At 51.5% G+C, this 20308-nt stretch carries 15 protein-coding genes, 2 tRNA genes and 1 other RNA gene; 8 read left to right on the plus strand and 10 right to left on the minus strand.

Going from position 1 to position 20308, the window contains the following annotated elements; translation table 11 throughout:
* Positions 1–129: 129 nt before the first annotated feature.
* On the minus strand, positions 130–747 hold the full coding sequence (gene tdk / locus OGY68_RS19040) for a thymidine kinase (RefSeq protein ID WP_008784954.1): 618 nt from the start codon (positions 745–747) through the stop codon (positions 130–132).
* A 610-nt stretch (positions 748–1357) separates the two neighbouring features.
* Here tdk and hns point away from each other — a divergent pair.
* Positions 1358–1771, plus strand: coding sequence for a histone-like nucleoid-structuring protein H-NS (gene hns, locus OGY68_RS19045; RefSeq protein ID WP_003020723.1), 414 nt, complete (start codon positions 1358–1360; stop codon positions 1769–1771).
* A 137-nt stretch (positions 1772–1908) separates the two neighbouring features.
* Here the strand turns inward: hns and galU are convergent, their stop codons facing one another.
* From galU to rssA, 3 genes are all read right to left on the minus strand, one after another.
* Entirely contained in the window at positions 1909–2817 is a 909-nt protein-coding gene (gene galU, locus OGY68_RS19050; protein ID WP_003020727.1) for a UTP--glucose-1-phosphate uridylyltransferase GalU, read from the minus strand.
* Positions 2818–3021: 204 nt separating this feature from the next.
* A complete protein-coding gene (rssB, locus tag OGY68_RS19055) occupies positions 3022–4035 on the minus strand; it encodes a two-component system response regulator RssB (RefSeq protein ID WP_032943688.1) in 1014 nt (337 codons plus the stop codon).
* 90 nt (positions 4036–4125) lie between these two features.
* Positions 4126–5037: a patatin-like phospholipase RssA gene (gene rssA / locus OGY68_RS19060; protein ID WP_008784956.1), complete on the minus strand. Its 912-nt coding sequence runs from the start codon at positions 5035–5037 to the stop codon at positions 4126–4128.
* Between the two features lie 111 nt (positions 5038–5148).
* Between rssA and OGY68_RS19065 the strand changes: the two genes are divergently transcribed.
* From OGY68_RS19065 to OGY68_RS19085, 5 genes are all read left to right on the plus strand, one after another.
* Positions 5149–5604, plus strand: coding sequence for a YchJ family protein (locus OGY68_RS19065; protein ID WP_008784957.1), 456 nt, complete (start codon positions 5149–5151; stop codon positions 5602–5604).
* Positions 5605–5659: 55 nt separating this feature from the next.
* Positions 5660–6502, plus strand: coding sequence for a formyltetrahydrofolate deformylase (purU, locus tag OGY68_RS19070; protein ID WP_048224038.1), 843 nt, complete (start codon positions 5660–5662; stop codon positions 6500–6502).
* Positions 6503–6658: 156 nt separating this feature from the next.
* Positions 6659–6743, plus strand: a tRNA-Tyr gene (locus OGY68_RS19075).
* A 34-nt stretch (positions 6744–6777) separates the two neighbouring features.
* Positions 6778–6862: transfer RNA gene (locus OGY68_RS19080), tRNA-Tyr, on the plus strand.
* A 44-nt stretch (positions 6863–6906) separates the two neighbouring features.
* Positions 6907–7037, plus strand: a non-coding RNA gene (locus OGY68_RS19085) — RtT sRNA.
* 611 nt (positions 7038–7648) lie between these two features.
* Here the strand turns inward: OGY68_RS19085 and narI are convergent.
* From narI to OGY68_RS19110, 5 genes are all read right to left on the minus strand, one after another.
* A complete protein-coding gene (gene narI, locus OGY68_RS19090; protein ID WP_003833386.1) occupies positions 7649–8326 on the minus strand; it encodes a respiratory nitrate reductase subunit gamma in 678 nt (225 codons plus the stop codon).
* Positions 8326–9036, minus strand: a complete 711-nt coding sequence (gene narJ, locus OGY68_RS19095) for a nitrate reductase molybdenum cofactor assembly chaperone (RefSeq protein ID WP_048216248.1) — start codon at positions 9034–9036, stop codon at positions 8326–8328. The genes narI and narJ overlap by 1 nt, the downstream gene beginning before the upstream one ends.
* Positions 9033–10571, minus strand: a complete 1539-nt coding sequence (narH, locus tag OGY68_RS19100; protein ID WP_003833388.1) for a nitrate reductase subunit beta — start codon at positions 10569–10571, stop codon at positions 9033–9035. Before narH ends, narJ begins: the two co-directional genes overlap by 4 nt.
* A complete protein-coding gene (locus OGY68_RS19105) occupies positions 10568–14311 on the minus strand; it encodes a nitrate reductase subunit alpha (protein WP_057067316.1) in 3744 nt (1247 codons plus the stop codon). The genes narH and OGY68_RS19105 overlap by 4 nt, the downstream gene beginning before the upstream one ends.
* Before the next feature lie 395 nt (positions 14312–14706).
* A complete protein-coding gene (locus tag OGY68_RS19110; RefSeq protein ID WP_003833390.1) occupies positions 14707–16098 on the minus strand; it encodes a NarK family nitrate/nitrite MFS transporter in 1392 nt (463 codons plus the stop codon).
* A 340-nt stretch (positions 16099–16438) separates the two neighbouring features.
* Here OGY68_RS19110 and narX point away from each other — a divergent pair, with 340 nt between their 5' ends.
* Positions 16439–18235, plus strand: coding sequence for a nitrate/nitrite two-component system sensor histidine kinase NarX (gene narX, locus OGY68_RS19115; RefSeq protein WP_003833391.1), 1797 nt, complete (start codon positions 16439–16441; stop codon positions 18233–18235).
* Positions 18228–18878, plus strand: coding sequence for a two-component system response regulator NarL (narL, locus tag OGY68_RS19120; RefSeq protein WP_003833392.1), 651 nt, complete (start codon positions 18228–18230; stop codon positions 18876–18878). The genes narX and narL overlap by 8 nt, the downstream gene beginning before the upstream one ends.
* Before the next feature lie 21 nt (positions 18879–18899).
* On the opposite strand, the gene OGY68_RS19125 is transcribed toward narL, so the two are convergent.
* Entirely contained in the window at positions 18900–20285 is a 1386-nt protein-coding gene (locus tag OGY68_RS19125) for a YchO/YchP family invasin (protein ID WP_057066833.1), read from the minus strand.
* Positions 20286–20308 lie beyond the last annotated feature (23 nt).

Consider the following 20308-nt stretch of genomic DNA (forward strand, 5'->3'; position numbering starts at 1 on the left):
AATGGCAGTGTAAGAGATGTATTCAGGAAGATGTGAGACCAGCCGTCAGAAAAGAGTCTGACAGGGTAGAGAACATTGACGAAGGTTCCGGCCTACCCTGTGTTTATAAGCGCTCAGAAGCGTACAGGGTTAATCGTGGCTGTGTCGTTCTTGTATCGCCGTCAGAGAGCCCTCAGACTGCGCTTGTTTGTAGTGTTTACGACATACCGACACATAGCGTTCATTCCCGCCGATAACCACCTGCTCGCCCTCGTTATAAGGTCTTCCAGCCTGATCAAGGCGTAATACCATGCTGGCCTTACGGCCACAGAAACAAATGGTCTTTAATTCAACCAGTTTATCTGACCAGGCAAGCAGGTATTCGCTGCCACCAAATAACTCACCACGAAAATCAGTGCGTAAGCCGTAACACAAAACAGGAATATCCAGTTGATCGACAACTTCAGATAATTCATAAACCTGTTGTCGGGTCAGAAACTGAGACTCATCGACCAGTACACAGTGAATTCTTTGCTGCGCATTCTCGGCGCGAATCTCTTCGAACAATGATGAATTTTGGTTAAACAATTTTGCAGGTGACGACAGACCTATACGTGAACTTACTTTTCCAGCACCAAAACGGTCATCAATTTCCGCTGTATATACAACGGCACGCATCCCACGTTCCTGATAATTGTACGAAGATTGCAACAATGCAGTCGACTTACCTGCGTTCATTGCAGAATAGTAAAAATATAGTTGTGCCATTGACCGAAGGCCCTCACCAGGGGAAATAAATATGGGCTGGATTGTATCATATTTCACAAACATGTCGGTGTAGCGTTGGCCACAAAGGCGTATAAATGAGCGGGCAAGCTCGCACAGTGCCGCCTGAATTTAAGTAACGGATAGTGAGAGAGCATACAACCATCGACCAAACAGCCTGAACTCGGACGCGTATATACACACTCTTTCACAAATAGTGCTCATGAAATTTATCAATGTCACTTATCATCATACGGCAATAAAGAAACCCTTCCCATATTGTTATTGAATCTACCCACTGTCGCCGTGTATTAGCGAATTCACGTAAGCAAAACTAATACAAAAGGTTGAAATCACTGCAAAGAGATACTATTTGTACACCATAAAATGTGACCTGAATCTTGAATTTTTACTCTCAGCCGCTGAGAAGCCCCCTCGTCAATAAGCCTTTTTTATGCCCAACATCATGGGGAATTTAAGACAGGAGAATTAATTCTGATACTAAATAAAGCGCAATTTTGAATTCCTTACATTCCTGGCTATTGCACAACTGAATTTATCGCTCTATTATTAGCTCAACAAACCACCCCAATATAAGTTTGAGATTACTACAATGAGCGAAGCACTTAAAATTCTGAACAACATCCGTACTCTTCGTGCGCAGGCAAGAGAATGCACTCTGGAAACGCTTGAAGAAATGCTGGAAAAATTAGAAGTTGTAGTTAGCGAGCGTCGCGAAGAAGAAAGCGCTGCTGCTGCTGAAGTTGAAGAACGTACTCGTAAACTGCAACAATATCGTGAAATGCTGATCGCTGACGGCATTGATCCGAACGAATTGCTGAATAGCATGGCTGCTGTTAAATCTGGCACCAAAGCTAAACGCGCTGCACGTCCGGCTAAATATAGCTATGTTGACGAAAACGGTGAAACTAAAACCTGGACTGGCCAGGGCCGTACACCGGCAGTGATCAAAAAAGCGATGGAAGAACAAGGTAAACAACTGGACGATTTCCTGATCAAGGAATAATTCAGAAATAGTTTGCTTAAAATCCCGCCACTGGCGGGATTTTTTTTACCGGTACTTCGCTCAACCCTACCCGGATTAGGTATAAAAAAAACGGCGCTGTTAATACAGCGCCGTTCTGACCAGATAATACCAGAAGGTTACTTCTTAATACCCATCTCGTCTTCCAGCCAGGCTTTAAATTCGGCGCCGAGAGTATTATGGCGAATACCATATTCAACGAACGCCTGCATATAGCCCAGTTTATTACCACAGTCATGGCTTTTGCCCTTCATGTGATAAGCTTCAACCGTCTCTTTTTCAATCAGCATATCGATAGCATCTGTCAGCTGAATTTCATCACCCGCTCCCGGAGGGGTTTTAGCCAGCAGAGGCCAGATATCGGCACTAAGAACGTAACGACCCACAACGGCCAGATTAGAAGGCGCAACATCAGCTTTTGGTTTTTCAACCACGCCAACCATCGGGACGCTTTCGCCCGGGGATAATTCAACGCCTTTACAATCCACAACACCATAAGCCGTAACATCTTCTACCGGTTCAACCATAATCTGGCTGCTACCTGTTTCATCAAAACGATGAATCATTTCGGCAAGGTTGTCGCGGGATAAATCAGATTCGTATTCGTCAAGAATTACGTCCGGCAGGATTACAGCTACCGGTTCATCGCCAACCACAGGGTGCGCGCACAATACCGCGTGGCCCAGACCTTTAGCCAGCCCCTGACGCACCTGCATAATAGTCACATGTGGCGGGCAAATAGATTGCACTTCTTCCAGCAGCTGGCGTTTTACACGTTTTTCCAGCATCGCTTCAAGTTCAAAGCTGGTATCAAAGTGGTTTTCAATGGAATTTTTAGACGAGTGAGTTACAAGTACAATTTCAGTGATGCCCGCAGCAATACATTCGTTTACGACGTACTGAATTAATGGCTTATCAACCAACGGTAGCATCTCTTTCGGGATTGCTTTCGTAGCCGGTAACATCCTGGTTCCTAATCCCGCAACCGGGATAACGGCTTTTTTGACTTTTGAATTAAGGGCAGCCATTTAAAACTCTCCTGGACTGTTCATGTATTGAACGTGTTCATCATTCTGTATCGCATCCGAGTATATCAGTACAGCGACAAGCTTCTGGTCTGAAAAGGACGCGCGTCGGTATAATTAAGATAAATACGAATAAATCTGGCGTTGATAGTAGCACTCGCAACATGGGGAGGGTGAACCAATTTCATTTGCACGCCTCTCAATTGTTCATTCCGCAGACAACATCAAGCGCAGGCGACCTCCCGCCCCCCAAATTTGGCATTGCCATGACTCACAATGTTGGCTCAGCTGATTAAGATACGTATTACCTAAGGTACCCAGCGGAACGCCATTGCTGATTTGCACTTGGTGGGAACCTGTATTTAATGTCGCATTCAGCCCTGCCGATACCAGAATCAGATTTTTTAATCCGCTGTGGTAATACCCCACCAGCAAGGGAAACTGCCCTGGTAAATTGGCTTGCCGCAACAAATGATTTACCTGTTTCAATAACGTACCCAACTCCGGCAACCGTTGATTTTGTTGTGTCAGTTGCTCCTGCAGTAAACCATTAAATAGCGCCCGCAGTAATAATGCAGCCAGCACGCCATTATCCCCTGCACGCGTCACATCAAGGCAATAGAATGCAAGGTCATGATCCGACAGCGGCGCAATATCCAGCACTAGCCCCGGTTGGTCGGCTGCCACCAATTGTCGATAGTTAATGCGACAGTGCGAAATCACTTGCGACACTGGAGGCTGTAATTCTTTTAGCAGCTTCGCGGCGGCGGCAGGATCGTCCACCATCGCATCCCAGTCGCGAAATAGCCGCTCTTCTTCTTCCACGCGTGAATTAAACATGTTGGGATAAAGACATGCAAAGACGGTTTCTCGCAAGCGATTAAGGTCTTTCACCGGCTTCAACAGGACGTCATCCACACCGAGTCGTAGCGCTTTGGCTATGTCGGACATGTTTTCCGTCGCAGAAATCACCAGTATCGGGGTCTGATCGCCACGATTACGTAAATACTCAACCAGTTTGAGACCGTTCATTCTTGGCATAGCCAGGTCGCAAATCATCAGGTCGGGTTTAAAATGCCCAAGCAAGTCCAGTGCTTCAAGTCCGTCACCAGCTACCGCCGTTGTCGCTCCCAAAGAGGAAAACCATGAGTCCATGAGTGAGCGAAATACCGGCTCATCCTCAACGATAAGAATCTGTTTTCCGACCAATGGCTGCGTCATATTCTCCCCCCTGACTGGCTTTAATAAATAGTGGCATGCTATTGCCACTCACGCCTGTCAGAATTAGCTTAAGTGTTGATAAAAAATGCGTTAGACGTTGGTTTTCACCAGGGGTAGAAGCTCATCCATTTTCTTCTCGACCGCTAACTGCCCGGCAGCAATTGCCGCACTGGCGCGGTGAAAATCCAGCGTGGATATTTGTGGACAAAACGGCTGAATCAGAATGTCTGGAGGGTCACCGGCCATGCGGTTACGTTTCAGTCGGTTTTCCAGAACCTGAATAGACGTCGTCATAATCTCCATCGCCGTGGGTGCAGTTACTGCACGCCTGGCCGTAATGTTGCTCAAGCGTTCTTTCAGACGGGCATGCCATGAGAGTTCGTCAGCATCATCACCCGATTCGGCATCGCTATTGACGTTGAAGGAGAGTAAATCTTGTTGCATGAGATGCGCATCGTGTTGCAGGTCGACCGCTATAACAATATCGGCCCCCAACGCGCGAGTCAGGGAGACAGGGACAGGATTCACCACCGCACCATCGACCAGCCAGTAACCATTGTGCGCCACAGGTGACATCAGGCCAGGAATACTGCAGGAGGCCCGGACAGCCAGATGTAAATCACCTTCGGTGAACCAAAGTTCCCGACCCGTACTCAGATTGGTGGCCACTGTTGCGAAACGGCGAGTACATTGCTCAATTGCTTCTACCGGCATCACATTACGGTACTGATTGAATACCCGTTCACCGCGCAGTAAACCTCCCCTGCGCCACGAGAGATCCATCAACCGTAAAACATCCCAATAGCTGAAAGAACAGACCCACTTTTCGAGAGCAGGCAGCTTATTGCAGGCGTAGGCAGCGCCAACCAACGAACCGATGGAGCACCCTGCCACGATATCAACATCAATGCCCATATGCTTAAGGGCTTTAATAACGCCAATATGCGACCAACCTCGCGCCGCGCCGGAACCTAGCGCCAGCCCAATTTTTATTTTTCTCATTATACGTACAAACTTCCCCTGGCTTGCAGACGTAGCAACATCGCTACCGCTCAGTTAACATAGTGCCACTCTGGCGTTTTTACGCCGTTTTTATATTCCAGGGAGTACTTTGTGTCTCAGCTTTGTCCCTGTGGTAGCGCTGTCGAGTATAGCCTATGTTGCTACCGTTATGTGTCCGGCGCGCAAGTAGCACCTACGCCGTCACACCTCATGCGTTCTCGTTACTGTGCTTTCGTGATGAAAGACGCAGATTACCTTATCAGAACCTGGCATCCGGATTGCCATGCGGCCGAGTTTCGCGACGACATTATCGCAGGATTTACTCATACCGAATGGCTTGGACTGACCGTTTTTGAACAAGAGACGGCAGACACAGAAAATATCGGCTACGTCAGTTTTGTCGCACGGTTTTCTGAACAAGGTAAAACAGGTGCAATTATCGAGCGCTCTCGTTTTTTAAAAGAAAACGGTCAGTGGTACTATATAGACGGTACACGCCCTCAAATTGGACGAAACGATACCTGCCCTTGTGGCTCAGGTAAAAAATTTAAAAAGTGCTGCGGCTAATCAACGCCCGACAGTATCAATTTTGCAAACATTCTCAACAGGATCACCGCTGCAAATGCATTCATTACAACGAAAAGTGCTGCGTACTATTTGCCCGGACCAAAAAGGTCTGATCGCGCGCATTACGAATATCTGTTACAAGCATGAACTGAACATCGTGCAGAACAATGAGTTTGTGGACCACCGTACCGGACGCTTTTTTATGCGCACCGAACTGGAGGGCATTTTTAACGACGTCACGCTGCTTGCCGATCTGGACAGCGCCTTACCTGAAGGCTCGATTCGTGAATTAACCCCAGCAGGCCGCCGCCGCATCGTCATTTTGGTCACCAAGGAAGCGCATTGCCTGGGCGATTTATTAATGAAGGCCAATTATGGCGGGCTGGATGTTGAAATCGCCGCGGTGATCGGCAATCACGAGACCTTGCGTCCTCTGGTTGAACGGTTTGATATTCCGTTTGAGCTGGTGAGCCATGAAGGTTTAACACGTGACGAACATGATGAGAAAATGGCTGATGCTATCGACGCCCACCAGCCGGACTATGTCGTGCTGGCTAAATACATGCGCGTTCTGACCCCGACATTTGTTTCACGCTTCCCGAATAAGATTATCAATATTCACCATTCATTCCTGCCAGCATTCATTGGTGCTCGTCCGTACCATCAGGCTTATGAACGCGGCGTGAAGATCATCGGTGCGACGGCCCACTACGTGAATGATAACCTCGATGAAGGCCCAATCATTATGCAGGACGTGATCCATGTTGATCACACCTACACCGCCGAAGATATGATGCGCGCGGGTCGCGACGTTGAAAAAAATGTATTAAGCCGTGCGCTGTATCAGGTTCTGGCTCAACGCGTCTTTGTTTACGGTAACCGAACGATTATTCTGTAATCGATTGATAAGTTAATTGGTTACCTTTACATCTTTACGTGTAAAAATCAGGCAACCAGTTCTTTTTTATCAACGGAATGCTTTACAGGGGCGCATCATTTGATATGATGCGCCCCGCTTCCAACGGAAGCAGGCCAGTAATTAGCATTACCCCGTGGTGGGGTTCCCGAGCGGCCAAAGGGAGCAGACTGTAAATCTGCCGTCATCGACTTCGAAGGTTCGAATCCTTCCCCCACCACCATCTTCTAGCACTGCCTACAATTTGAATTACCCCTGGTGGGGTTCCCGAGCGGCCAAAGGGAGCAGACTGTAAATCTGCCGTCATCGACTTCGAAGGTTCGAATCCTTCCCCCACCACCATCACTTCATAAAGCACCAACAGCAAATCAATCTCTAATGCCCCATATTCTGCCCATGCGGGAAGGATGAGAAGCTTTGACTAAGGTTCGATTCGAGCGTAGCGAGAAAGCGTTGCCACAGGCAACGACCCGAAGGGCGAAGCGCGTAGCGCTGAGTAATCCTTCCCCCACCACCATCACTTCATAAAGCAACACACTCAATTCCTCTGCAATGCCCTTTATTTGCCTGATGCGCTGCGCTTATCAGGCCTACGAACTCAACACGTGCCCGCAATTTGCCTGATGCGCTGCGCTTATCAGGCCTACGAACTCGTCACGTGCCCGCAATTTGCCTGATGCGCTGCGCTTATCAGGTCTACAAACTCAACACGTGCCCGCAATTTGCCTGGTGCGCTGCGCTTATCAGGCCTACGAACTCGATACGTGCCCGCTATTCGTCTGATGCGCTGCGCTTATCTGGCCTACGAACTCGTCACGTGCCCGCAATTTGCCTGATGCGCTGCGCTTATCAGGTCTACAAACTCAACACGTGCCCGCAATTTGCCTGATGCGCTGCGCTTATCAGGCCTACGAACTCGATACGTGCCCGCTATTCGTCTGATGCGCTGCACTTATCTGGCCTACGAACTCGATACGTGCCCGCTATTTGTCTGATGCGCTGCACTTATCAGGCCTACAGCGCTCGCTGATACCTTCGTAGGCCGGATAAGGCGCTTGCGCCGCCATCCGGCAAACAGGCATAAAAAAACCCCGCCGAAGCAGGGTTTTGTCATTCTCAAATATACGATTAGTGACGCGCGCGAACAATCTGGTATTTGCGTGTCAGATATTCGACCGGGACGCTCCAGATGTGTACCAGACGAGAGAATGGGAACAACAGGAACAGCGTCATACCCAGCACCAGGTGCATACGGAAAATGAACGCAACACCATCGAGATACTGAGACGCTCCGCCCTGGAAGGTCACCACTGTCTGCGCCCAGTTCACCAGCTTCATCATCTCGCTACCGTCCATATGCTGAGCGGAAAACGGAATGGTCAGCAGGCCCAGCGCACACTGGATCACCAGCAGTGAGAGGATCAGAATATCCGCTCCGGTGGTGGTGGCCCGCACGCGTGGGCTGAACAGACGACGTTTCAGCAGCAGTACACCACCAATCAGACACATCAGGCCACTGGCACCGCCCGCAAACATTGCCATCTTTTGTTTCACTTCAAGCGGTAGCCAGGCTTCATACATCCAGTGCGGCGTCAACATGCCAAGGAAGTGCCCAGCAAAGATTCCCAGGATCCCGATGTGAAACAGGTTTGACGCCAGGTTCATCCCTTTGCGATCCAGCATCTGACTGGAAGCCGCACGCCATGTATATTGCCCATAGTCATAACGCAGCCAGCTGCCGATCAGAAAGACAGAACCCGCGATGTACGGATAGATGTCAAAGAAGAACGTATTCAGGAAGTGCATTAGTGCTGTCCTCCGGTGGTGATATTCAGATACTGCGGCGCAACGGCCCCGGCAAAACGACGCTGGTGAGCGGAGATTTCCGACTCGCCACACCCCTGATCGGCGAAGAATTTTACCTGCTCTTCTTCCCAGACCGCATCCAGCGCTTGTGGAGTATCGTCACGGGCTTCATCCGCAATTTTTTCAGCCACTTTATCGCTGTCGATAACGGTATTCGCCAGTTTTAACAGCAGATCGAACAGCACCGCATAACGGCTTTCACGCTGTTGCAAACGAGCGCTAAGCAGTGCCAGAATCGGCGCAATATCCTGTAAGCCACCTAGCGCTTCGCTTTTCGGCAGTTGCGCAAGGTATTCCAGATACAGCGGCAGATGATCGGGAAGTTCGCGGCTGTCGAGCTGCAAACCGTGCTGCTCATACTGTGCCATCAGGTCAACCATAGCCTGACCGCGATCGCGGGATTCACCGTGAACATGTTCAAACAGCAGCAGCGATGTCGCGCGGCCACGGTCAAACAGTTCGCTGTAGGCTGCCTGCACATCCAGCATGTCCTGCGCGGTTAGATCGCGCAGGAAAACGCCCAGAGTCTGGGCATCCTCTTTATCCAGGTTCTCAGATGACGCGAGTGCATCGAAAAGTTCCTGCTGATGCTGCCACAAGGCAGCATCCGGGTACTCGAGCAGACGCGAAACAATGACGAGTTCAATCATTGGTGCGGCTCCGTTTTGCTGGTCACATCGACAGCGTCGATGCGGCGGCTGTTGAACAGATTGAATTTAGTATCAGAACCGTGGCAACCGTCGCCGAAGGTAAAGCCACAACCGCTTTTCTCCGGGAACGCGTCACGTGCCAGTTCACGATGGCTGCTCGGTACCACGAAACGATCTTCGTAGTTCGCGATTGCCAGGTAACGATACATTTCCTGAGCCTGTGCTTCGCTTAAGCCCACCTCTTCCAGCGCACGGGTATCAACCTTGCCGTCAACAGTTTCCGCACGTTTGTAGTGACGCATCGCCAGCATACGTTTCAGCGCCAACAGTACCGGCTGGGTGTCACCTGCAGTCAGCAGGTTCGCCAGGTACTGAACCGGAATACGCAGGCTGTCAACATCCGGCAGAATACCGTTGCTGCCCAGCTCGCCCGCATCAGCAGCTGACTGAATCGGTGACAATGGCGGCACGTACCAGACCATCGGCAGTGTGCGGTATTCCGGATGCAGCGGCAGCGCCAGCTTCCAGTCCATCGCCATTTTGTAAACCGGAGACTGCTGTGCGGCATCAATGACGCTCAGCGGAATACCATCTTTCAGCGCCTGTTCAATAACAGCCGGATCGTTCGGATCGAGGAACACGTCCAGCTGACGCTGGTACAGATCTTTCTCGTGCTCGGTGCTTGCTGCACTTTCGATCGCATCTGCGTCATACAGCAGTACGCCGAGGTAACGGATACGACCTACACAGGTTTCGGAGCAAACGGTCGGCTGACCAGCTTCGATACGCGGGTAGCAGAAAATGCACTTCTCAGATTTCCCGCTCTTCCAGTTGAAGTAGATCTTCTTGTACGGGCAGCCGGTGATGCACATACGCCAGCCGCGGCACTTGTCCTGGTCGATCAGCACGATGCCATCTTCTTCACGCTTGTAGATAGCGCCGCTCGGACAGGTCGCCACACACGCCGGATTAAGGCAGTGCTCACACAGACGCGGCAGGTACATCATGAAGGTGTTTTCGAACTGACCGTACATCGCCTTCTGCATGTTTTCGAAGTTCTGGTCTTTGGCGCGTTTTTCGAACTCGCCGCCCAGAATTTCTTCCCAGTTCGGACCACTGGTGATTTTATCCATTCGCTGACCGGTGATCAGCGAGCGCGGACGAGCAATCGGCTGCGCTTTGCTGTCTGCCGGGGCGTTATGCAACGTCTGGTAGTCAAAATCAAACGGCTCGTAGTAATCATCCATGCCTGGCAGATGCGGGTTAGCAAATATTTTACCCAACAGCAGCGCTTTGTTACCCATGCGCGGCTGCAGTTTGCCGTTGATTTTACGGATCCAACCGCCCTTCCATTTTTCCTGGTTTTCCCAGTCGTTCGGGAAGCCAACGCCAGGCTTACTTTCGACGTTGTTGAACCAGGCGTACTCCATACCTTCACGGCTGGTCCAGACGTTTTTACAGGTCACTGAACAGGTGTGGCAGCCGATGCACTTATCGAGATTCAGCACCATGCCGACTTGTGAACGAATTTTCATTTTACGCTCTCCTGTACCTGGTCATTGCCTTCGCCATCCAACCAGTTAATGTTCTTCATCTTACGTACAACTACGAACTCATCACGGTTTGAACCGACGGTGCCGTAGTAGTTAAAGCCGTAGGCCAGCTGCGCATAGCCGCCGATCATATGGGTCGGTTTCGGCGTAATACGGGTCACCGAGTTGTGGATCCCACCGCGCTGCTGGGTGATTTCTGAACCCGGCAGGTTAACGATACGTTCCTGCGCGTGGTACATCATGGTCATCCCGGCCGGTACACGCTGGCTGACAACTGCACGTGCCGTCAGCGCACCGTTGCTGTTGAAGACTTCGATCCAGTCGTTATCTTCGATTCCCAGATCCTTCGCATCGACTTCGCTCATCCACACAATCGGGCCACCGCGTGACAGCGTCAGCATCAGCAAGTTGTCGCTGTAAGTGGAGTGGATACCCCATTTCTGGTGCGGCGTCAGGAAGTTGAGCGCTTTTTCCGGGTTACCGTTAGATTTCTCCCCAATCACCGCTTTCACCGAACGGGTGTCGATTGGCGGACGGTAAACCAGCAGACTTTCACCAAAGTCACGCATCCACTGATGATCCTGATACAACTGCTGGCGACCAGACAGCGTACGCCATGGGATCAGCTCGTGAACGTTGGTATAGCCGGCGTTATAAGACACGTGTTCATCTTCCAGTCCTGACCAGGTCGGGCTGGAGATAATTTTGCGCGGCTGCGCCTGAATATCGCGGAAGCGAATTTTTTCGTCTTCTTTATTCAGCGCCAGATGCGTATGGTCACGACCGGTAAATTCACTCAGCGCAGCCCAGGCTTTAACGGCTACCTGACCGTTAGTTTCCGGCGCCAGCGTCAGGATCATCTCGGCTGCATCAATTGCGGTATTAAGCCAAGGCTGGCCTTTTGCCGGACCTTCAGCCTTGGTGTAATTGAGCTTACGCAGCAGATCCATTTCGCTCTGGGTATTCCAGGCAATCCCTTTACCGCCGTTACCGATTTCTTCCATCAGCGGGCCGATGGAGGTGAAACGCTCGTATGTTGCCGGATAATCACGCTCAACGGTCATGATGTGCGGTGCGGTAACACCAGGAATCAGGTCACATTCACCTTTTTTCCAGTCCTTCACGTCCAGCGGTTGTGCCAGTTCTGCGGCAGAGTCGTGCTGAATAGGCAGCGTAACGACGTCAGTTTCTTTACCGAGATGGCCCACGCAAACTTCAGAGAATTTCTTGGCGATGGCTTTGTAGATTTCCCAGTCGCTCTTCGATTCCCAGGCCGGGTCAACGGCCGCAGACAGAGGATGAATAAACGGATGCATGTCCGAGGTATTCATATCGTCTTTTTCATACCAGGTTGCGGTCGGCAGCACGATGTCGGAATACAGACAGGTGCTCGACAGACGGAAGTCCAGCGTGACAACCAGATCCAGTTTGCCGTCCAGGCCGTTATCCTGCCATTCCACTTCTTCAGGCTTCACGCCGCTCTGCTGGCCGAGATCTTTGCCCTGAATACCATGTTCAGTACCCAGCAGATACTTGAGCATGTACTCGTGGCCTTTACCGGAAGAACCGAGCAGGTTAGAACGCCAGATAAACAGGTTGCGCGGATGGTTTTTACCGTTTTCCGGCTGCTCTGCCGCAAAACGAATAGAACCTTCTTTCAGGGATTTAACGGTGTAATCCACCGGCGTCATACCTGCTTTCTGCGCTTCTTCGGCGATACGCAGTGGGTTAGTCCCTAACTGCGGCGCAGATGGCAACCAGCCCATACGTTCAGCGCGAACGTTAAAATCAATCAAATGACCGCTGTAGCGGGATTTGTCTGCCATCGGGGACAGCAGCTCCTGCGCAGTAACCGTCTCATAGCGCCATTGGCTGGAGTGGTTATAGAAGTAGGAAGTGCTGTTCATATGACGAGGCGGACGCTGCCAGTCAAGAGCAAACGCCAGCGGCTGCCAGCCGGTTTGCGGACGCAGTTTTTCCTGACCCACATAGTGGGCCCAACCGCCGCCGCTCTGACCGATACAACCGCAGAACACCAGCATATTGATCAGGCCACGATAGTTCATATCGAGGTGGTACCAGTGGTTCAGGCCCGCACCAACGATGATCATCGAACGACCGTGTGTTTTATCGGCGTTATCCGCAAATTCACGGGCAATGCGCACGATCTGAGAACGTGATACGCCAGTGATTTTTTCTGCCCATGCCGGCGTGTACGCTTTCACGTCATCGTAGCTGGTCGCGCAGTTTTCGTCGTTCAGACCACGTTCCAGGCCATAGTTAGCCATGGTCAGGTCGTAAACGGTGGTCACCAGCGCGGTAGAGCCATCGGCCAACTGCAGGCGTTTAACCGGCAGTTTGTGCAGCAGAATATTTTCCAGCTCTACTTTACTGAAGTGCTCGGTACCTTCGCCGCCAAAGTACGGGAAGCCCACTTCAGCGATATCGTCCTGGCTACCCAGCAGGCTGAGCTGCAGTTCGGTTTCATCACCGGACGTACCGTCGCGTTGCTCAAGGTTCCATTTGCCCTTTTCGCCCCAACGGAAACCAATTGAACCGTTTGGCGCAACCATTTCGCCGTTGCTGTTGATAGCGACGGTTTTCCATTCTGGGTTATTTTCCTGGCCCAGAGAGTCGACCAGATCCGCCGCACGCAGCATACGACCAGCAGCATAGTAACCGTCACGCTCTTCGAGCATCACCAGCATTGGCATGTCAGTATAACGACGAACGTAGTCGGTGAAGTACTGGCTCGGGTTATCGAGGTGGAACTCGCGCAGCATGACATGGCCCATCGCCATTGCCATCGCAGCATCGGTTCCCTGCTTCGGTGCCAGCCACAGGTCGCAAAGTTTGGCGATTTCTGCGTAGTCCGGAGTAATCGCTACCGTTTTGGTGCCTTTATAGCGAACTTCAGTAAAGAAGTGTGCATCCGGAGTACGGGTCTGCGGTACGTTAGAGCCCCATGCAAGAATGTAGCTGGAGTTATACCAGTCGGCAGATTCCGGTACGTCGGTTTGCTCGCCCCAGGTTTGCGGGGAAGCCGGCGGCAGGTCACAGTACCAGTCGTAGAAGCTCAGGCAGGTACCGCCAATCAGCGACATATAGCGTGCGCCGGAAGCATAAGAAACCATCGACATCGCCGGAATCGGAGAGAAGCCTGCAACGCGGTCAGGGCCATAGGTTTTGATGGTGTAAACGTTAGATGCAGCAATCAGTTCATTCACTTCCTGCCAGGAAGAACGAACAAATCCACCACGACCACGCGCTTGTTTGAAGCTTTTTGCTTTGTCGGCGTCTTCGATGATGGATGCCCATGCGTCTACCGGATCGCTGTGCAGTCTTTTTGCTTCACGCCACATCTTCATCAGACGTTTGCGCATCAGTGGGTATTTCAGACGGTTAGCGCTGTAGAGATACCAGGAATAGCTTGCACCACGTGGGCAGCCGCGAGGCTCGTGGTTAGGCATATCTGGACGCGTGCGTGGGTAGTCAGTTTGCTGGGTCTCCCAGGTCACCAGACCATTTTTAACATAGATTTTCCAGCTGCATGAGCCCGTGCAGTTTACCCCGTGGGTTGAACGCACGATTTTGTCATGCTGCCAACGCTGGCGGTATCCGTCCTCCCAGTCCCTGTTGGTATTGAGAAGCTGGCCATGCCCATCGGCAAAGGTTTCGCCCTTCTGCTTGAAGTAGCGAAACCGGTCCAGGAATTTACTCATCGGTTTTCTCCTGTAGGAGCCTGACGGCTCTCTGATAAATCGACATTGCTTGATTGAGAGCGAAGGTAACGCTCTGAAAGGGCGTGAGAATTGATAACGATCAAGGCATGCAGGGATGAAAAATGGAGGTTGGTTTTTACATACCCCCAAAGTGGGATATTGTTTTTTAACGTAATGTTTTGAATTTAAAGGATTTTAAATAATTCACTTATCATACAAATGTTAAATTCTTTATAAGTGGGTATTAAGGGGTATCCCCCCTGCTTAGCATATTACCAGCTCCGTTTTCGCAGACTTTCGTCATGAGCTCACATATAAGTATGTTGTAACTAATTTAGAACAAAAAAAAGCGCGGTCTAACACCGCGCAATGGATAATCAACTGCTACTACTTTTTTACTTTTTAGAATGACGTCCGTATACCGCCCAGGTGATGACCACACAAGCGACATAGAAGATCAGAAAGACTTTCATCGCATCGACCGGCGAACCAGTTAACGCCAGAGACGTACCAAATGCTTTCGGGATAAAGAAGCCGCCAATCGCACCAATGGCTGAGATAAAGCCCAACGCTGCCGCGGTGTCGGTTGCTGCTTCGCGCATTGCTTTCTCTTCTGAACCGCCTTCAGCTTTCACTCTGTCCATCGTCAGCTTGCGGAAGATAACAGAGATCATCTGGAAGGTTGAACCACTCCCCAGACCAGCCGTCAGGAACAATGCAAGGAACACCGCGAAGAAGGCGATAAAGTTGCCACCGACACCGTTTGATGGCAGCGTCAGGAACAGTAAGGCACTGAAAATAGCCATCAGCACGAAGTTCACCAGCGTTACACGGGTTCCGCCCAGACGGTCAGAGATTGCGCCACCCGCTGAACGAGCCAGCGCGCCAATCAACGGTCCAAAGAAGGCGTAATGCAGGATCTGTACCTCAGGAAACTGCGTTTTTGACAACATGGCAAAACCGGCAGAGAAACCGATGAATGAACCGAAGGTTGCCAGATACAGCAGACTCATAATCCACAGATGCCCACGTTTCAGCACCGGCAATTGCTCTTTCAGCGACGCTTTTGAGGTTGCCAGTTCATTCATACCAAACCATGCAGCCAGCGTTAACACCGCAAGGAACGGTACCCAAATCCATGCGGCGTTTGCCAGATACAGCTGCGTACCATCCGGTTGTTCAACCCCGTGGCTACCAAATGCGGCAAAGATTGACAGTGAAACCACCAGCGGCGCAACCAACTGCATCACGCTGACGCCCATGTTGCCCAGGCCACCGTTCAGACCCAGCGCACCACCCTGTTTCTGTTTTGGAAAGAAGAAACTGATGTTTGCCATGCTGGACGCAAAGTTCGCACCGGCGAAACCGCACAACAGAGAGATAATAATAAAGGTACTAAACGGCGTGGAGGTATCCTGCACCGCAAAACCTAACCATACGCAAGGAATGATCAGGATACCGGTGCTAAACGCTGTCCAGCGACGTCCACCAAACAGGGGAACCATAAAGGAGTACGGAACACGCAGCAGCGCGCCGGACACCGAAGGTAATGCCGTCAGCATGAACAGCTGTTCAGTGGTGAAATCAAATCCGACTTTCGGTAAGTTCACCGCCACGGCGCTAAATAACATCCACACGCAAAACGCCAGCAGCAAGCAAGGGACTGAAATCCACAGGTTACGGCTGGCGATTCGTTGACCACGCTGCTGCCAGAAGGCGGGATCTTCCGGCCGCCATTCGGTAATTACAGCTCCAGATGCCCTTTCCGGGGCAGATGAGTGACTCATAGACACCTCTGATACTTGTTTCGATGCCTGCAACATTAGGGTTTACAGCTGGAGGTAAGTTGATATAAATCAAAGGAAAAGGTGTCATTATTCATGCCTAAAATTTATCATTACCCTAAATGAGTACATAACTTCGGTAAAAAAGATGTGGTTTTTCACGCTTCTGTCGCCCCCTACTCCCCCTCGCCCAGGATCTATCCCTCCACTGGCAATTAAGAGGTAGCCCGTTTGAGGTATGGGTATACTCCAGTGTATCGCCGAGAATAACGCCACTGCCTGCAGCAGAATCGTCATTCAATAAGGTTTTCTGTTCGACGAAAACCCGAAGGAACAAGTCACCATGTTTAAACGTTGTCTCTCCCCGCTTACGCTGGTCAACCAGGTGGCGCTGATTGTTTTATTGTCCACAGCCATCGGCGTGGCGGGTATGGCTGTCTCCGGCTGGCTGGTTCAGGGCGTTCAGGGTAGCGCCCATGCAATCAACAAAGCGGGATCGCTGCGCATGCAGAGTTATCGCCTGCTGGCAGCCGTACCGCTGGACGCTAGCGATCAACCGCTTCTGGATGAAATGGAGAAAACGGCATTTAGCCCGGAGTTGACGCGTGCCGCAAAGCGAGACGGACAACAGGCGCAGTTAAAAGCACTACAGGATTACTGGCACACTGAACTGGCGCCGGGGCTTGCGCATGCGCAAACGCCTGATGCGGTAGCGCAGGATGTGACGCGCTTTGTAGGCGGTCTGGATAAGCTGGTTACCGCCTTTGACCATACCACCGAATTACGCATTGAACGCGTCGTCCTGCTGCATCGCCTGATGGCCATATTTATGGCATTGCTGCTGGTTTTCACCATTATCTGGCTGCGCGTGCGCCTGTTAGAGCCGTGGAAGCAGCTGCTGGCGATGGCGCGAGCCGTCAGCCAACGTGATTTTACCCAACGCGCGCGTATCAGCGGGCGTAATGAGATGGCCGCTCTGGGCTCGGCACTGAATAATATGTCGGAAGAACTGGCCGAAAGTTATGCCGTGCTGGAACAGCGGGTGCAGGAAAAAACGGCGGGACTGGAGCACAAAAATCAGATCCTTTCTTTTCTGTGGCAAGCCAACCGCCGCCTGCACTCTCAGGTGCCGTTGTGCGAACGCCTCTCTCCGGTGCTGAACGGTCTGCAAAATTTGACCTTGCTACATGATATTGAACTCCGGGTTTACGACCTGGAAGATGAAGACAATCATCAGGAATTTACCTGTCAGTCCAATGCCAGCTGTGATGAAAAAGGTTGCCATCTGTGTCCTCGCGGAACGCTGCCCGCGATTGACGGCGGGATCACATTGAAATGGCGGCTGACCGATGCGCATACCCAGTATGGTATTCTGCTCGCTACCTTGCCGAACGGACGCCATCTCAGCCACGATCAGCAACAGCTGGTTGATACCCTGGTTGAGCAACTGACCGCAACGCTCGCGCTCGACAGACATCAGGAGCGTCAGCAGCAGTTGATCGTGATGGAAGAGCGTGCCACCATTGCACGCGAACTTCATGATTCTATTGCACAATCGCTCTCTTGTATGAAGATGCAGGTTAGCTGTTTGCAGATGCAGGGCGATGCGCTTTCAGATAACTGTCGCGAGTTGCTCAGCCAGATTCGTAACGAGCTGAATGCTTCATGGGCACAACTGCGTGAGCTGTTAACCACCTTCCGTTTACAGCTCACGGAACCTGGATTACGGCCGGCGCTGGAAGCCAGCTGTCAGGAGTACAGCGCCCGTTTTGGATTTACGGTTAAGCTGGATTATCAGCTACCGCCACGCCTGGTCCCTTCGCATCAGGCGATTCACCTGCTACAAATTGCGCGCGAAGCCCTGAGTAATGCACTTAAACACTCTCAGGCCAATGAAGTGGTCGTGACGGTGGTGCAAAATGGCAAGCAGGTCAAACTAACAGTGCAAGATAACGGCTGCGGCGTACCGGAAAACGCCGAACGCAGTAACCACTACGGCATGATTATAATGCGCGATCGTGCGCAGAGCTTGCGCGGCGATTGCCGCGTACGCCGTCGCGAGACGGGCGGTACTGAAGTTGCTGTCACTTTTATTCCCGAAACAAACTTCACAGAAGTCCAAGGAGATACCCATGAGTAATCTGGAACCGGCAACCATCCTGTTGATCGACGATCATCCGATGCTGCGAACCGGTGTAAAACAGCTTGTCAGCATGGCGCCCGATATTACCGTTGTCGGCGAAGCCAGCAATGGTGAGCAGGGTATCGAGCTGGCTGAATCCCTTGATCCCGATCTGATCCTGCTTGATCTCAACATGCCCGGCATGAACGGTCTGGAAACTCTCGATAAGCTGCGTGAAAAGTCACTGTCGGGCCGTATCGTTGTGTTTAGCGTATCCAATCATGAAGAAGACGTAGTTACCGCACTGAAACGCGGCGCTGACGGTTATCTGCTGAAAGATATGGAGCCTGAAGATTTACTCAAAGCCTTACAACAGTCAGCGGCCGGTGAAATGGTGCTGAGTGAAGCCTTAACGCCGGTTCTGGCCGCCAGCCTGCGTGCTAATCGTGCAACGTCGGACCGTGATGTCACCCAACTGACACCGCGTGAGCGCGACATTCTCAAGCTCATTGCCCAAGGGCTGCCGAACAAGATGATCGCCCGTCGTCTGGACATCACTGAAAGTACGGTAAAAGTCCATGTGAAGCATATGTTGAAAAAAATGAAGCTCAAATCACGCGTCGAAGCCGCGGTATGGGTACATCAGGAACGCATTTTCTGATAACGCGTTGATGCTTCATTGCTAACGAGGATCATTTTCCGAAACGGTAATAAACGGTTCGGTCAGTGATAGCGTGATCTCATTGGAAGAGACACGCTGACCCTGCTCATCTTCTACCACCACAGACAACCGCCAGCGGTTTGTCGCGCCTTCGCTGCTGTCCCACTTCGGCATAATAATCGTCCAGCCTTGCGCGCTTCGGTTATCGCTACCCGCCGTTAAACTCAACGCCTGGGTATCACCCTGCCAGGTCAAATGGCGGATCCCATGCAAACTACGCACCTGCAGCTTCAGCGCCACCGTCTCACCAGACTTGAGATCCCAGGGCGGCGTGGCCAAAAATACCGACAATGTTTTACGCTGGCGATATTCCAGCGTCGGCAGATTGTTACGCTGCGGATCGTCATAACGACTGCCGCGCAGCGATCGGCTGTTTGCCACCTCGCTGACCATCAGTTGTTTTTTTAGCGGCACGCCAAAGCGGTAATTCAGCGTTAAGCCAAGGTTATTTTGGCTGACTCCGCTTTCGCCCTGCTTATGTTGTGCCGTCACGGTAATCAATGGCACCGGCGTATAGCTCAATCCCAGATTCACCGCCACAGGATTGTGGTACCCGGTTCCGGAATGAAACAAATCCACCCGGTCGCCAAAATACTGTTCCACGCTGACGCTGGTATTGAGGTGTTGATAGAACGGCATGCGCATTTGCGCAGTCAGGTCGTAGCCGCGGGCCATCCGTTGTTCCTGGGTTGCGGAACGCTCCTGCCAGGAGGACAACGGTTGGTAATAGTTAGCGGATAAGCGCAAGTATTCGCCCCACGCCTCGGCGCCAAGGCCTCCCCGGGGCAGATTTTCATCCAACAGGTTGTCATAAAAGGTGTTGTAACCCAGAAACCAGCCGTCGCGTACCCAGCGCTGCCCAATCCCCGCATTGCTGACTAAACCTTCGTCTTGTTGCGTCAGCCCCAACTGGCTCCAGGTTAAATATCGTTGATTGTCCTGCCATGGGATAAACCAACTTCCCCGACTTCCGGTAAAGCTGCCTTCGTTATCCACCTGCAATCCAACGCTGGCGTTTCCCCAGGGAGAGAGCCAGGATTCCAGTTGCTGATTAACCTGTTCGCTGACCGTGTCACGCACCTGACCAAACGCGAACTGCTTCGCCTGTTCACCCGTATCAAGCCCGTTATCGGTCATGCTGGCTTCACCAAACGCTTTGACCATTTCGGCAAAGTGCTTTTCGCCTGCCCGCGACTCCGGCGCCATACCGAGATCGGGCAAGCCATCACTATTGTTATCGAAAGGATTTTCAGCCTGGTGCACAAAAGATGGCTGCGCGCTGGCAATACCGCCTGCCAGCGGCAAGAGTAGGAGAAGAGAAAATCTGCAGCAAACAAAACGGCTCAAATCGTTACTGGCTTTTATATCAT

The sequence above is a fragment of the Citrobacter sp. Cpo065 genome (assembly GCF_030332805.1).
In the GTDB taxonomy this organism is placed as follows: domain Bacteria; phylum Pseudomonadota; class Gammaproteobacteria; order Enterobacterales; family Enterobacteriaceae; genus Citrobacter; species Citrobacter portucalensis.